Genomic DNA, 13,935 nt, shown 5'->3' on the forward strand with positions numbered 1-13,935 from the left:
AACGAAGCAAGGATTATGTTGCATTGCAGCATTGTCCAAAACGGCCAACCTACTTTTGAAGGGCACCGCAATATGGTAGTATTTCGTGCAGGAGGTCCCCCATGCACAAGATATTCCTGTCCCTGACACTGCCATTACTTGCTGTATCCAGTCCATCAAATGCTGCTTCTGATCCTGCAAGATGTCTGGAAGTTGTTGAGAACGCTAACGTCGATAAAGCCGAAAAGCCAAGGATGCGAACATTAGACAGAGAAGCACCGGCGGCAAAAATCGCTGCTGTTGACCGGCGCGTTGATAATTGTCCGGTACTCGTTGTGTTGGACGATCAACTGACTGGTGAGCCCCGTTGGACCGCTCCTGAATCGCCGCCAGCAGCAAAGAGGCTTCCAGCCTTAGGCGAGTAACATCTCAGTAGATCAGATGCTCTTTTAACATCTGCCCCCACATCCTCTCTTCCGGAGCTGCTATGGCTTCCAGGTCGTTGGCTATGGCCGATGGATTGTCTATCCATTCGCGCAGCGCCGGGCCGCCATTAATGACATCAAAGGCGAGCTTCCCTTCTTCATATTCATAAGCAAAGTCCCGCCAAAGTTCGTAACCGAAATAGAGTTTATTGATAGCTTTCAGTGCCAGCGCCTGTAATCGCCATGGACGAAAAGCAGCGTGATCATAAAACGCTCCCTCGGCATGAATCTGAACGCCATTACAAAGCATGCCAACATGCTTGTGAAAAGTCGGCTCGAACCAGCAATCCCTTAACTTGCAACCTTCAAGCCATTGCGGTGCCTTGCGCTGCATTTCTGCGATCACGGCCCGGGCATCAATATCGGGCGCTCCAAAAAGCTCCAACGGGCGCGTTGTGCCGCGCCCTTCCGACAATGTTGTTCCCTCCAGCATGACGGTACCAGCATAGGCCCTCGCCATCGACAAGTTAGGTGCGTTGGGGCTGGGGTTGATCCAGATGCGATCGGTTGGCCACCCGAAACCAGGACCTTCCGGTTGCCATCCCTGCATTTCAATCACGCGATAATCGACATCAAGATTGAAATGACTGACAAACCAGGCCCCCATTTCCCCTAGAGTCAGGCCATGACGCATAGGCATCGGCGCAGCCCCGACAAAACTTTCCCAGCCCTCTTCCAGCATCATGCCTTCGATAGGCCGGCCAGCGGGATTGGGGCGATCAAGCACCCAAACGGTTTTGTTGTGCTCCGCAGCCGCTTCCAACATGTAGAGCAAAGTCGTGATGAAGGTATAAATCCGGCAGCCTAGGTCTTGCAGATCAATGATCAGAACGTCAAATGTACTCATCGCTTGTCCGGTTGGCCGACGGGAATCTCCATAAAGGCTAAACACCGGAATTTCGTGGATCGGATCCACATAGTCCGGCGATTCGATCATGTTGTCCTGCTTGTCACCACGCAACCCATGTTGCGGACCGAAAGCAGCGGTGAGGTTGATATCCTCAAACTGCGCCAAGGCATCTAGCGAGTGAGTAAGATCTTCGGTGACAGAAGCGGGGTGAGCCAATAGCGCAACCCGTTTACCGGCCAGTGGCGCACGCAATTCCGGTTCGGCGATAAGTCGATCAATTCCAAATTTCATAGATCCCCTGCTGCCTTCAGTTGATGTGAAAAGCAATCTTTGTGATGAAAGTCAGGTTTTCCCGGCGGGTGCGATAAAGCCCAATAGGATTTGGCGCCGCTATTTTCGGCGATCACAGCCGAAAAAGATGCGTTTAGAGGAACTTGCCCCCATATGTCCGGTAAACCTAGAGTTACCTCTAATGCGACATGGGAATCACTCAAGTCCATGAGAATCTCCGGTGTTTTGGACATTGGAAGGTTTTTCATCCCATCACGATAGCCAGAAAACTGATAGGCGGCCCAGCGGGTAGAAGGTGAAAAGTTGAACTCGCAATATCTGCTCGCTGATGATTCCTGAAGAAACAGCTCAAAACAGGTGGTTTCCCACAATCCGTCAGTGCGCTGTGGTTCCTTCCAATCCGGTAAATCAAGATCGTGCAGCAATACCTCGGCATGATATCTCAGCCACAGGCTTTCATGATCCTTCCATTCATAGCTTAGCGAAATTTCATCCACCACAGAGACAGGAGTCAACGGATGGCACTGCAGGTCTAAACGCATATTGCGAGTTTCCTCCGCTGCATGTAACGAACCTCTCCATGACCAATTATCAATCTGATCTCCTCCGCTTACTGAATGATCGCGGCTATATCCACCAATTAACCGATGCAGACGGGTTGGATGCCCTTGCTTCCAAGACGATTGTGCCTGGATATATCGGATTTGATGCAACAGCAGATTCATTGCATGTTGGGAATCTTGTTTCGATCATGCTTTTACGACGCCTTCAACAGGCTGGGCACAAACCTATTGTGGTCATGGGTGGAGGGACCACAAAAGTCGGAGACCCTTCTGGTAAAGACGAAGTTCGCAAGCTGCTCGACAACGATGGAATTAGCGCAAATATCGCATCAATCAGGTCGTGTTTTGAACGTTTCTTGACTTTTGGAGATGGGCCTACGGACGCTATTTTGGTCAACAATGCCGATTGGCTGGATAGCTTGGAATATATACCATTTTTGCGGGACGTTGGTCGCCACTTCACAATCAATCGGATGCTGACCTTTGATTCCGTCAAACTTCGCCTGGACCGAGAACAACCCCTCACCTTTCTCGAATTCAACTACATGATATTGCAGGCCTATGATTTCTTGGAGTTATCCCGTCAACATAGCTGCCGTTTACAATTGGGGGGTTCGGACCAGTGGGGCAATATCGTAAATGGTATTGAACTGGGTCGACGCATAGATGGCACAGAGTTGTTTGGGTTGACCACACCTCTGATTACAAAAGCGGACGGCTCAAAGATGGGCAAATCTGTCGATGGTGCCATTTGGCTGAACGAAAACCGTCTCAGTCCTTATGATTACTGGCAATTTTGGCGTAACGCAGATGACCGCGATGTCGGAAAATTCATGCGCTTGTTCACTGACATTGATCTTGAAGAAATCACTCGGCTAGAAGCTTTGCAGGGCTCAGAGATAAACGAAGCCAAAAAAGTCCTAGCCGATGCGGCAACGGCGATGGCGCATGGCGAAGATGCGGCAAGAGATGCGGCGAGCACAGCGCAACAGACTTTCGAGCAAGGCAATGCCGGCGGCGATCTTCCGGTTTTTGAAGTGACAGACGATGAAATCTCGATCCTCAACGCTCTGGTCAATATCGGATTTTGCGCTTCCAAAGGCGAAGCAAAGAGAATGGTTGCGGGAGGCGGGGCGCGCATTGATGGTGAACCCATCAAGGATGCCGGTGCGATGATCGCTGTTTCAGGCGGCGACATCAAAATTTCCGCCGGCAAGAAGAAGCATGGGCTTTTGCGACGCTCAGAGTCTTAATACGGATTTTTGATACGCCGGTTTACTTTTTATTGGGAAAATTAGGTTAATGAAGGGTTTCACCAATCGATGGAGCGTCCTTAATGCCAAGCGTATCGAAAAAACAAATGCCCGAATTGCGCCGTGCAACGCGTTTTCCGGTTGATTTCGAAACGATTTGTGAAACCCGCAAAGATGGTGAATTTTCTGTCAAACTGAGCAACATCTCTGCTCATGGTTGCCAGTTCATTCATGAGGTCGAGCTCAACAAAGGCGATCGGGTTGTCGTTCGTCTTCCTGTGGCAGGTCGCATCGAGGCTTTTTTGGTTTGGTCCCATAGCGGCCGTTCCGGTTTTGAATTTGAGCGCGTTATTCGCGAGCCAGATTTCGTTGCGCTGCTTGATCAGATCGGACATTCCGACCCAAGCCAAGGTTAACCGCTTCGGATCAGGCTAACACCCCAATCTCTTTCGAACATATATAATGCGATACGCGCCGCCTGACCGCGCTCGCCGCTTAGCCCGCCATCCCTATCCAGTAACAGTCGTGCATCGTCTGTTGCGGCAGAAATCAGCTGCGATATCTGGTCTGGTGTAGCTATCCGAAAGCCGGCATCACCGGATTGCCTTGTGCCCAGCAATTCACCGGCACCGCGTAACCGCAGATCCTCTTCAGCAATTTTGAAACCATCATTGGTTTCCCGCAGCAAAGACAAACGGGCGCGAGCAGTTTCGCTAAGCGTATCACCGCGCAACAACAAGCAGTTGGATTTGACATCCCCCCTGCCCACACGGCCGCGCAATTGATGCAATTGCGCCAAGCCAAACCGATCAGCTGCTTCAATGATCATCAAACTGGCGTTCGGCACATCCACGCCTACTTCAATCACCGTGGTGGCAACCAAGAGCCGGGTCTCGCCGCGTTGAAATTTTTCCATCACGGTATCTTTTTCAGGTCCTTTCATGCGCCCGTGAACAAGGCCGACCTGATCGCCGAACCGCAATTTGAGTGACGCTGCGCGCTCTTCTGCTGCCGCCAAATCGCTCTTTTCACTCTCTTCGACCAGGGGACAGACCCAATAGGCCTGTCCGCCGCCCGCAATATGACGGCCAAGCCCATCTACGACTTCCAGCAGGCGGGCATCTGAAATGACCCTAGTTTCGATGGCCTGTCGCCCGGGCGGCAGCTCATCAATCCGCGATACATCCATCTCGCCATATTGGCTGAGCGTTAACGTCCGCGGTATCGGCGTTGCCGTCATGGCGAGTAGATGCGGTGTATTTTCGGCTTTTTGAGTGAGCATCAGGCGCTGTGAAACGCCGAATTTATGCTGTTCATCAATGATCGCAACCGCAAGTTTCCGATACTGAACCTTCTCCTGAAAAATGGCGTGCGTACCCACAAGGATATCGATCGAACCATCAGCCAGTCCCATCAGCGTCGATTCGCGGACCTTCCCCTTGTCACGCCCCGTCAGGATTGCGAGATTGACAGACAATCCGGTGAGAAGCTTCTGCAGTCCTTCAAAATGTTGCCGTGCCAAGATTTCGGTCGGTGCGAGAAAAGCACCCTGATATCCGGCCTCAACCGCGCTAAGCAATGCCATCAACGCAACCAGGGTTTTCCCCGATCCCACATCCCCCTGCAGAAGCCGGAGCATCGGCGAGGATTGCGCCAGGTCGCCCTCAATTTCCGATATGCACCGTTTTTGCGCGCCGGTTAGATCGAAAGGCAGCTTGATCTGGTCCCGCAGATGCCCATCGCCCTGAATGGGGATGCCTTTCTTGCGGCGATTGCTCGCACGAACAAGCATGAAGGCTAGCTGATTGGCAAAAATCTCATCATAGGCAAGCCGGTCGTCATTGCCAGCGTCCTCATGACTATGCAGCGCAGATATACTCTCGCGCCAGCTTTCCCATTTTTTGGTTTCGAGCAAGCTGGGTTCAATCCATTCCGGAAGCTGTGGCGCCATATCCACAGCTTGCGTAACCAATTGCCCCATCCGCTTGTTGCCGAGACCATCAGAGAGCGGATAGATCGGTTCTACCAGAGCAATGTCTTGCTCTTCTGCCAATTCCAGCACATCCGGGTGCAGCATCTGCAGCTCATCACCATAACGTTCCAGCTTGCCTGAGATGATCTTACTTTCGCCCAGCGGCAATAATTTCTTTGGCCAACCAGTATTTCGGCCGAAAAATGTAAGACTGATATAATTGCCCGCTGCGTCAGTGGACTGCACACGGAATGGACTTCTTGGGCCGCCGCTACGATAGTCCGTCGGAGTCACTTCAGCGATAATCGTTAAGCCGACATCGGCTTCATCCAGCTCCTGCACCCGTTTGCGCCGCATCCAATAGCTGGGTTTATGATAGAGCAGGTCCTTCACACGCGTCAGGCGCAGTTTCTCCAGTGGCTTGGCAAGTGCTTTGCCAACACCTTTGAGTGACTGTGTTTCGCCAAATAATGGATTGAGTATCTCGGGCCGCATGTCTATCCGCCTATATACGCAAGTGGCTCCGATATTCCAGATGGAGTCCGCACTTCATCATGCCGAATAGATATTGGATCAGGAGCAAATATGGAACGCGAAGTCAGGCTGAAACGGCTGCATTTTCGTAGCTGGCATCGTGGTACGCGTGAAGCCGACAATATGATTGGCGGTTTTTTCGACAAATGGGGGGACAGCTGGACAGACGACGAAATCAATTGGTTTGAGAAACTGCTCGAGGAAGATGACGTAGATATAATGGCCTGGGCAATAGGCAAACAGCCGCCGCCCGAACCCTTTCAAACTGAACAAATGGCTGCGATGCAGAAACTCGATTATTTCGATTTTACGAAATAAGTTACGCGCAATCAAACTGAGATAGACTATTTAAGTGTCATATTTAGACAAACTACTCTCTGCTGATAGCGGCTTGACCCTAGCTGGTGCCACAGCCGGTTATCGTCCCTATTGCCTCGCTGATATCGCGAGGCGATCGGGTCGGCGCACTGTATTTATTGTAACTGATGATGCGGCAATGAGCGCGGTAGCGCAAGCTGCTCGATATTTTCAACCTGACCTGGAAGTCTTAGAGTTTCCTGCATGGGATTGCCTGCCTTATGACCGGGCATCGCCCGCACTCCACACCACATCCGAACGGTTGGCAACTCTCTCTCGCTTGGCAGAGCCTGCGCCAGACGGACAACTGATCATAACGACAGCCAATGCAGTCACCCAGCGCGTACTGGAACCTGCGCGAATCAAGGAACTGGTTACGAGACTTGCGCCTGGTAGCATTGTCGAACAAGAGAAGTTGATCTCCTTTCTCTATGCCAATGGATTTGTTCGGGTTGATACAGTTGCCGACAGCGGCGAATTTGCAGCGCGTGGCGGGCTAATCGATCTTTTTCCACCGGGTGCGGATATGCCGCTTCGCATCGATCTTTTCGGTGACGAGATTGAGACGTTACGGCAATTTGATCCGGTGGATCAAAGAACGATCGGAAAGGTTGATGGGTTCGACCTTCTCCCGGTTTCCGAGGTTTTGCTGGATGAAACCAGCATCACGCGGTTTCGGACCCGTTATCGCGAGCTGTTCGGCGCCGTGGCCACCAGCGACCCCATATATCAATCGATTTCCGAGGGCCGAAGGCTATCCGGTATGGAGCATTGGCTTCCATTGATCGAGGAACGTTTGGCCAGTTTCTTCGATTATCTGTCGGATGACACGATCATCCTGCGTGATACCGCAGTAACAGCCGCGGCAGATGCGCAATTTGCTGCAATCGCAGATTACTATAAAAACCGTCTGGAAGCGGACAAAGCAAACTTGTCGAGCTACCGACCATTAGAGCCTAATATGCTCTATCTAGAACCAAATGAGTGGCGAACACAGCAGGCAGACAGCCCCATTCACATCATCAGTGAGTTTGATGAGCCAGAATCAGCTACAATAGTTTCGTTGTCGATATCATCCCCGCGCGATTTTTCGCCAGAACGCGCACGAAACGAGAATATCTACAAAGCCCTCGCAGCACATCTCAATACGCTTACCAAGGCAGGTACAACCGCGATTGTAGCAAGCTATAGCAATGGATCTCGAGCGAGGTTGTTTGATCTGCTGCAGGATCATGGCGTCAACAATGCCGCGATTTGCGACGATTGGAAATCTTGCAGTGAAGCAAATGCATCGGTTGCATTGACGGTTCTGCCATTGGCCTCAGGCTTCCGGTCAGACAATATTGCACTGCTTACCGAACAAGACATTTTCGGTGATCGGCTAGTACGCAAGTCAAAGCGGCGAAAAAGCGGCGATGCCTTCATTGAAGAACTGTCTGCGCTCAGTCAAGGCGACTTGGTGGTACATCTAGAGCATGGCATCGGACTCTATGAGGGCATCGTTTCGATACCGGTCGGAGAAAGCCCGCATGATTGTGTGGCATTAAAATATGCTGGCGGCGATAAACTCTTCGTTCCGGTTGAAAATATCGATGTACTTAGCCGTTACGGCGAAGGCGGCGATGCAGTTGTTCTGGATCGATTGGGCGGTGAAGGCTGGCAAAGGCGCAAGTCGAAACTCAAGGAGCGTATAAGAGCCATAGCGCATGAGCTTTTGAAAACAGCTGCTGCGAGAGCTCTCAAACCCGCAACACCGGCGCGGATCGAAGCAGGTGAAATGGCGGGTTTCGTTGATCGCTTTCCTTACCAGGAAACGGACGATCAACAGCTGGCAATTGAAGAAGTCCTCGGCGATATGGCCTCGGGTAAAGCCATGGATCGATTGGTCTGCGGCGACGTCGGGTTTGGCAAGACCGAAGTTGCCATGCGGGCGGCTTTTGCTGCAGCGATGGCAGGAATGCAGGTCGCTATTGTCGCTCCAACAACATTGTTGGCGCGGCAACATTTCAGCAATTTTGAGGAACGTTTTCGACCTTTTCCTGTAAATCTGGGCCGGCTATCACGTCTCGTACCCGCTGCCGAAGCCAAGAGAACCAAAGAAGGTCTTGCTAATGGCAAGGTCGACATCCTTATCGGGACTCACGCTCTTTTGGCCAAATCTGTCGAATTTCAGCGACTTGGTTTGATAATTGTTGATGAAGAACAGAAATTTGGTGTGACCCATAAAGAACGGCTCAAAGCGATGAAAGCCGATGTCCATGTCCTCACACTGACCGCGACTCCTATTCCGCGTACGTTACAAATGGCGATGACCGGTCTACGCGAACTGTCTGTCATTCAAACACCGCCAGTCGATCGCTTGGCCGTGCGCACTTATGTGATGCCATGGGATCCTATCCCCTTGCGCGAGGCGTTATTGCGCGAACATTATCGCGGCGGGCAAAGCTTCATCGTTGTTCCTCGCATTGCAGATCTGCCGGAAATACAAGAGTTCCTAAAAGAATATGCACCAGAAATAAACTTCGTCGTCGCTCACGGCCAAATGCCTCCTGCACAAGTAGAAGAACGCATGTCGGCATTTTATGACAAAAAATATGACGTTCTTTTGGCAACAACCATAGTGGAAAGCGGTCTGGATATTCCTAGCGCCAACACCCTGATCATTCATCGGGCCGACCGTTTCGGGCTGGCTCAGCTTTATCAACTGCGTGGTCGGGTCGGGCGATCCAAGACTCGTGCCTATGCTTATATGATCACACCGAAAGATCGAATAATCACAGAAAAGGCCGAAAAACGACTGAAGATATTAGGTGATTTGGATAGTCTTGGTGCCGGTTTTGAATTGGCGAGCCATGATTTGGATATAAGAGGTGCCGGCAATCTGCTTGGGGATGAGCAATCAGGTCATATCCGCGAAGTAGGCTTTGAACTCTATCAATCGATGCTGGAAGACGCCATTCTTGAAGCGAAGGCCAAAGGCGCCGGCTTGGATGCCAGCACCGAAAGCTTCTCGCCACAGATTACCGTCGATGCGCCGATCCTGATCCCCGAAAACTATGTCCCCGATCTATCGCTCCGCATGGGCCTCTATCGGCGTATGAATGGATTGGAAAATCAATCAGAAATTCAAGCTTTTGCAGCAGAAATGATCGATCGTTTCGGAGAATTGCCGGTCGAAACCGACAATCTGCTCAAGCTGATGGAAATCAAACTGAACTGCGTCAAAGCTCATATTGCCAAGATTGAAATGGGGCCACGGGGCGCGTTGGTTAGCTTTCACAATGACAAATTCCCGAATGTTCCGGGACTACTTGCCTATGCAGATCGCTTGAAAGGAACTGCTAAGATCAGGCCCGATAACAAGCTGTTTATTGAGCGACGTTGGCGTGATCCGCGATCACGCCTTCACGGCCTTACGCAGTTAAGCACAGGATTGTCGAAACTGGCGCAACAGAAATCGCGCTAGTGTCGCGCTTTTCAGTCACTTCGCAATGCATATATTTCAAATTCTTCCGCAGAAATTGGGCCAGAGCGCAAAAAACCTTGAAAATATTCGCACCCCTGCTCTGCAAGAGTCGTCAGTTGCGCTTCTGTTTCGACACCTTCAGCAATCACCGACAAATCCAGGCTATGGGCCATATCAATGATTGATTTTACCACCACCTGATCCTTTGGGGAGCCACTAATATCTCCTGTCAAACCGCTATCAATCTTGAGATAGTCGAGCGGTAAGTTCTTCAGATAAGAAAGGCTGCTATAGCCTGTTCCGAAATCATCTATCGCAATTTGTAATCCTTGCGCTCTTAACTCCGCAAGACGCTCAGCGGCCCTTGTAATATCATCGATCAGCGCGCTTTCGGTTATCTCCAACGTTGTGCGCATGGGGTCAAAACCGGCCTTTTCTATTTTCTGCATCATATCCGTCACAAACTCGACATTAGCGAGATCTCCAGCAGTAACGTTGATCGAGAGGCGCAAGAATGAAAGACTTTCAGGCCAATGCGCGGCTGTTTTGAGAGCCAGTTTGTGGATATGCGAAGATAGTAAATCCAATAAATTTGCGCGCTCTGCGACCGAAAACAATGTCGCGGCCCCCAGAAAGCCGAGTTTCGGATGATTCCAACGCGCCAAGGCTTCCGCACCGGTCAATTGTCCAGTTGCTACTTTTATCTGCGGTTGCAGTGCGATTGTAATGTCACCACGCTCTATTGCATGAAGTAACTCAGCTTCTAGTTGCTGTTCCACAAGGATATTATTGTCTGAAGAGCTGCTGATCTTCAAAGGCAAAGCATCCGAGCCCATGGCCTCCGCCAAAGCTAGGGTTGCCCGCCTGATCAGTAAGGTCTCATCAACCGGTCCGTCCGAAACGGCCACGCCTGCCCGGGCGACCAGTCCGATATCGCGTGCTTCAACAGAAATCGGATCAAAAACCTGGTTGAGTAGTTTTTCGGCTTGGCTGATGCAGCTTTGGACACCATCTTCATCTGTCTCATCCAATGTCATCGCCACAACAAAATTCTGTCCATCCATCCTTGCAACGAGACATTTTTCGATCGAATAGTCTGTTGTTTTCGCAATCAATCGCTGACCGATGCGGCGCATGATCTCGTCACCGATGACGCGTCCATATGCTGCGTTTATTGTAGCAAAATTCTTTATGCCGAACATAATTAAACCAAGACTATGTCCGTTCGCAAAACGACTGCGCATCCAGTTTTTCGCCGCAGAACCGTTTCGCAGACCGGATGCTAAATCGCGTCCCGCCCAACCCAGGTCTTTTTCATTTTCGGTCACCCGTTCCAGACGACCATGAATCCGCTTGCCGGAATCATGTAGATGTTGGATGACTTTGTTCCCGCCCCGCACATAAGCGACTGCCGCCTGTTTCGCTCCAGTGCGTAGTCGCCCCATAGCTCCTCGAACACGTGCGCGTTCATTATCTGACATTGTTCGGTATATGCCGGTCACTGGATATGCATTGAAATCAACTTCTGGCATTGCTGACTTCAGATTCTCGCTGATCCAATTCTGACTGAGGCTGGACTTGGAAAATGACCATTGCTCGCCAATTTGCGCGAGCAACATATTGAAATCATCAGTTGCTTCCCCAGCCCCGAGCACATTTTCCACATATCTATAGGCAAAATTTATCGCCTGTTCGAGATTCGCATGAGGATTGGATATATCCAGAAAATGAGTGGCACCGGCATCGTAGCACTTTGCTGCAATATCACTTTCCTTGCCTTCATCTGCCAGAGCAAGAATAGCAATCCCGCGATTTTCGTCCAAATTTGCCAGCTCAGCAATCGCGGCCAATCCTTCATCGACGGCTTCGCGCAAATCAACCAGCGCGGTCAGGGCATGGGATGACAGGAAACGCCCTTTTAGGCGATCTTTGCGCCGAGCCGAGCTTACGTGCCAACCACCGGCAGAAATCCTCGCGGCCAGAGGATCCCGGTATTGGAAGGACAACAGAAACAGGTTTCTCATACCCGGTTGGCCTAGCGATGAGTGCGACTTTTGAATAACCTAATCTTCCCCGATTTTCATGTTCGCCGTTTTGACAAACGGCAAAATTCCTATCTTTTTCCATAGCGGCTAAATCTTTATAGGCCGTTGCTTGCATCTCAACAAAACGCTAGGATTTTCGCCGACAATTGATGGGATATGGCGATGCAAGACGGATTTGGCCGCAAAATTGACTATCTGCGAATCTCGGTCACCGACCGATGCAATTTTCGCTGCCAATATTGTATGTCAGAGAAAATGACTTTCATGCCCAAATCTGAACTGCTCACATTGGAAGAAATCACGCTTATTGCCGAACGTTTTATCGGTCATGGGGTCAAGAAAATCCGACTTACCGGGGGCGAGCCTTTGGTCAGACGGGATATGAGTGAAGTGATCCAACGCCTTGGGCGTAAAGTTAAATCTGGTGAGCTTGAAGAACTCACACTGACAACCAACGGAGCATTATTGAGTGAATATGCCGATCATTTGGCGAAGCACAATGTAAAGCGCATAAACGTGAGCATGGATACTCTGAATCCGGCGGATTTCGCAGAGATAACCCGCGGCGGAAAAGTGGAGCAGGTTTTAGCTGGCATTGACGCCGCAAAGCAGGTTGGAATTCAGATCAAGATCAATATGGTGGCCCTGAGAGGGTTTAATCAGGACGCCTTGTTACCAATGGCAGAATATTGCGCCAGAAACGGGCATGATCTGACAATTATTGAAACGATGCCGCTCGGCGATGTTGGAGCAGATAGAAAACTCGAGCATATCCCGACCGAAGAATTTATCGCTCCATTATTGGGCCAATATTCGTCTAATCCAATTTCCCATAGAAGCGCAGGTCCGGCGCGCTATCTTGCGATTGAGCCATTGGGGCTGCGACTTGGTCTGATTACACCGCTCAGCCAAAATTTCTGCGATAATTGCAATCGGTTGCGGCTGACAACCGATGGCAAAATATTTATGTGCCTTGGTCATAACGCACATGTTGATTTACGCGCCGCGGTGCGCAATGAAGGTATCGAGGCTGTCGATCGGTTGCTTCAAAAGGCTTTGAAGCTCAAACCGTTACGACATGAATTTAATGCGCAGCTAGACGGGTCCGCAGAGATATTGGAGCGTCACATGAACGTCACGGGCGGATGAGCGAATCAAAATGGGCACTGGTCGTGTCCCCTACCCCGCAGGCACAGGAAGCGGGAGAGAAGCTCCAGCCCTTGATGGACTGGGTTCCCATTGAAGAAGCGGACAAGGCCGTCGTTCTGGGCGGTGATGGCTTCATGCTGCAAACATTGCATCAAATGCTCAACCGGCGAAAAATCATGCCGGTTTATGGCATGAACCTCGGCACCGTCGGTTTTCTGATGAACAACTGGCACGAGGATGATCTTGTCAGGCGTATCGAGGGCGCGCGACCGTTCAAGGTTCGTCCGCTAAAAATGGAAGTGGAAACAATCTCTGGTGCCAGTTTTGTGTTGCCGGCAATAAACGAGGTTTCCCTGCTGAGGGAAACAAGACAAACCGCTAAACTGGAAATTCAGGTCAATAACCGAATCATGCTCGAAGAACTGGTTTGCGATGGCATATTGATCGCGACACCAGCAGGATCGACCGCCTATAATCTTTCAGCTAACGGACCAATATTGCCGCTGGGATCAAATTTACTGGCTCTCACACCCATCAGTCCGTTCCGACCCCGGCGTTGGAAGGGGGCTATATTGCCAGACAAAATGCCGATCAGCATTAAGGTGTTGAATGCCGAAAAACGGCCTGTAAGTGCGGTTGGTGACCAACAAGAGGTCCGTGATGTTGCCCAGGTGACCATCTCGATAGACCGCAATCAGACCCTGACCATGTTGTTTGATCCAGAGCATGCTTTGGACGATCGGATCGCAATGGAACAATTTGTTGTTTGATGGCTTGCCGGGTGCGAATGACGTTGCTATAGCCGCGCTCGTTGTGATGCAAATCGCTTCTATTCCCCGGTAGCTCAGTGGTAGAGCAATCGACTGTTAATCGATTGGCCGATGGTTCGAATCCGTCCCGGGGAGCCATTTTTCTCACAAATCAAGACCATAAATATATGCGAGTGCGATCGCACTAGATCGATCACGCGCCTATTTCTGCGTCCATTTGA

General features: G+C 50.8%; 11 protein-coding genes and 1 tRNA gene. 8 read left to right on the forward strand and 4 right to left on the reverse strand.

All coding sequences use genetic code 11. The features are described 5' to 3' along the window. The first annotated feature begins 101 nt into the window (after positions 1-101). On the forward strand, positions 102-404 hold the full coding sequence (locus BS29_RS09775) for a hypothetical protein (protein ID WP_229953477.1): 303 nt from the start codon (positions 102-104) through the stop codon (positions 402-404). 4 nt (positions 405-408) lie between these two features. On the opposite strand, the gene BS29_RS09780 is transcribed toward BS29_RS09775, so the two are convergent. Together BS29_RS09780 and BS29_RS09785 are read right to left on the reverse strand one after the other, a co-directional pair. Beyond that, the gene (locus BS29_RS09780; protein WP_229953478.1) at positions 409-1,605 is read right to left on the reverse strand and encodes an exo-beta-N-acetylmuramidase NamZ family protein; all 1,197 of its coding nucleotides are present in this window, start codon (positions 1,603-1,605) and stop codon (positions 409-411) included. Next, a complete protein-coding gene (locus BS29_RS09785; protein ID WP_229956954.1) occupies positions 1,602-2,330 on the reverse strand; it encodes a DOMON-like domain-containing protein in 729 nt (242 codons plus the stop codon). The genes BS29_RS09780 and BS29_RS09785 overlap by 4 nt, the downstream gene beginning before the upstream one ends. Between BS29_RS09785 and tyrS the strand changes: the two genes are divergently transcribed. Both tyrS and BS29_RS09795 read left to right on the forward strand, forming a co-directional pair. Then, a complete protein-coding gene (gene tyrS / locus BS29_RS09790) occupies positions 2,237-3,421 on the forward strand; it encodes a tyrosine--tRNA ligase (RefSeq protein WP_229956846.1) in 1,185 nt (394 codons plus the stop codon). The genes BS29_RS09785 and tyrS overlap by 94 nt on opposite strands. Before the next feature lie 107 nt (positions 3,422-3,528). Continuing rightward, positions 3,529-3,837, forward strand: coding sequence for a PilZ domain-containing protein (locus tag BS29_RS09795; RefSeq protein ID WP_229953479.1), 309 nt, complete (start codon positions 3,529-3,531; stop codon positions 3,835-3,837). Here the strand turns inward: BS29_RS09795 and recG are convergent. Further along, positions 3,834-5,888: an ATP-dependent DNA helicase RecG gene (recG, locus tag BS29_RS09800; RefSeq protein WP_229953480.1), complete on the reverse strand. Its 2,055-nt coding sequence runs from the start codon at positions 5,886-5,888 to the stop codon at positions 3,834-3,836. The two genes, BS29_RS09795 and recG, sit on opposite strands and share 4 nt — an antisense overlap. A gap of 90 nt (positions 5,889-5,978) precedes the next feature. Here recG and BS29_RS09805 point away from each other — a divergent pair, with 90 nt between their 5' ends. Together BS29_RS09805 and mfd are read left to right on the forward strand one after the other, a co-directional pair. Then, complete coding sequence (locus tag BS29_RS09805; RefSeq protein ID WP_229953481.1) at positions 5,979-6,245, forward strand: FAD assembly factor SdhE; 267 nt, start codon at positions 5,979-5,981, stop codon at positions 6,243-6,245. 34 nt (positions 6,246-6,279) lie between these two features. Beyond that, the gene (mfd, locus tag BS29_RS09810; RefSeq protein WP_229953482.1) at positions 6,280-9,750 is read left to right on the forward strand and encodes a transcription-repair coupling factor; all 3,471 of its coding nucleotides are present in this window, start codon (positions 6,280-6,282) and stop codon (positions 9,748-9,750) included. Between the two features lie 11 nt (positions 9,751-9,761). On the opposite strand, the gene BS29_RS09815 is transcribed toward mfd, so the two are convergent. Beyond that, a complete protein-coding gene (locus tag BS29_RS09815) occupies positions 9,762-11,774 on the reverse strand; it encodes a putative bifunctional diguanylate cyclase/phosphodiesterase (protein WP_229953483.1) in 2,013 nt (670 codons plus the stop codon). A gap of 177 nt (positions 11,775-11,951) precedes the next feature. Here BS29_RS09815 and moaA point away from each other — a divergent pair, with 177 nt between their 5' ends. The 3 genes from moaA to BS29_RS09830 all read left to right on the forward strand — a co-directional run bounded on the left by moaA (position 11,952) and on the right by BS29_RS09830 (position 13,852). Continuing rightward, positions 11,952-12,944: a GTP 3',8-cyclase MoaA gene (gene moaA / locus BS29_RS09820; RefSeq protein WP_407673686.1), complete on the forward strand. Its 993-nt coding sequence runs from the start codon at positions 11,952-11,954 to the stop codon at positions 12,942-12,944. Further along, complete coding sequence (locus BS29_RS09825; protein WP_229953485.1) at positions 12,941-13,714, forward strand: NAD kinase; 774 nt, start codon at positions 12,941-12,943, stop codon at positions 13,712-13,714. Before moaA ends, BS29_RS09825 begins: the two co-directional genes overlap by 4 nt. Before the next feature lie 63 nt (positions 13,715-13,777). Continuing rightward, positions 13,778-13,852 (forward strand) — tRNA-Asn (locus BS29_RS09830). Positions 13,853-13,935: the final 83 nt, after the last annotated feature.

Source organism: Parasphingorhabdus litoris DSM 22379, assembly GCF_020906275.1.
Taxonomy (GTDB): domain Bacteria; phylum Pseudomonadota; class Alphaproteobacteria; order Sphingomonadales; family Sphingomonadaceae; genus Parasphingorhabdus; species Parasphingorhabdus litoris.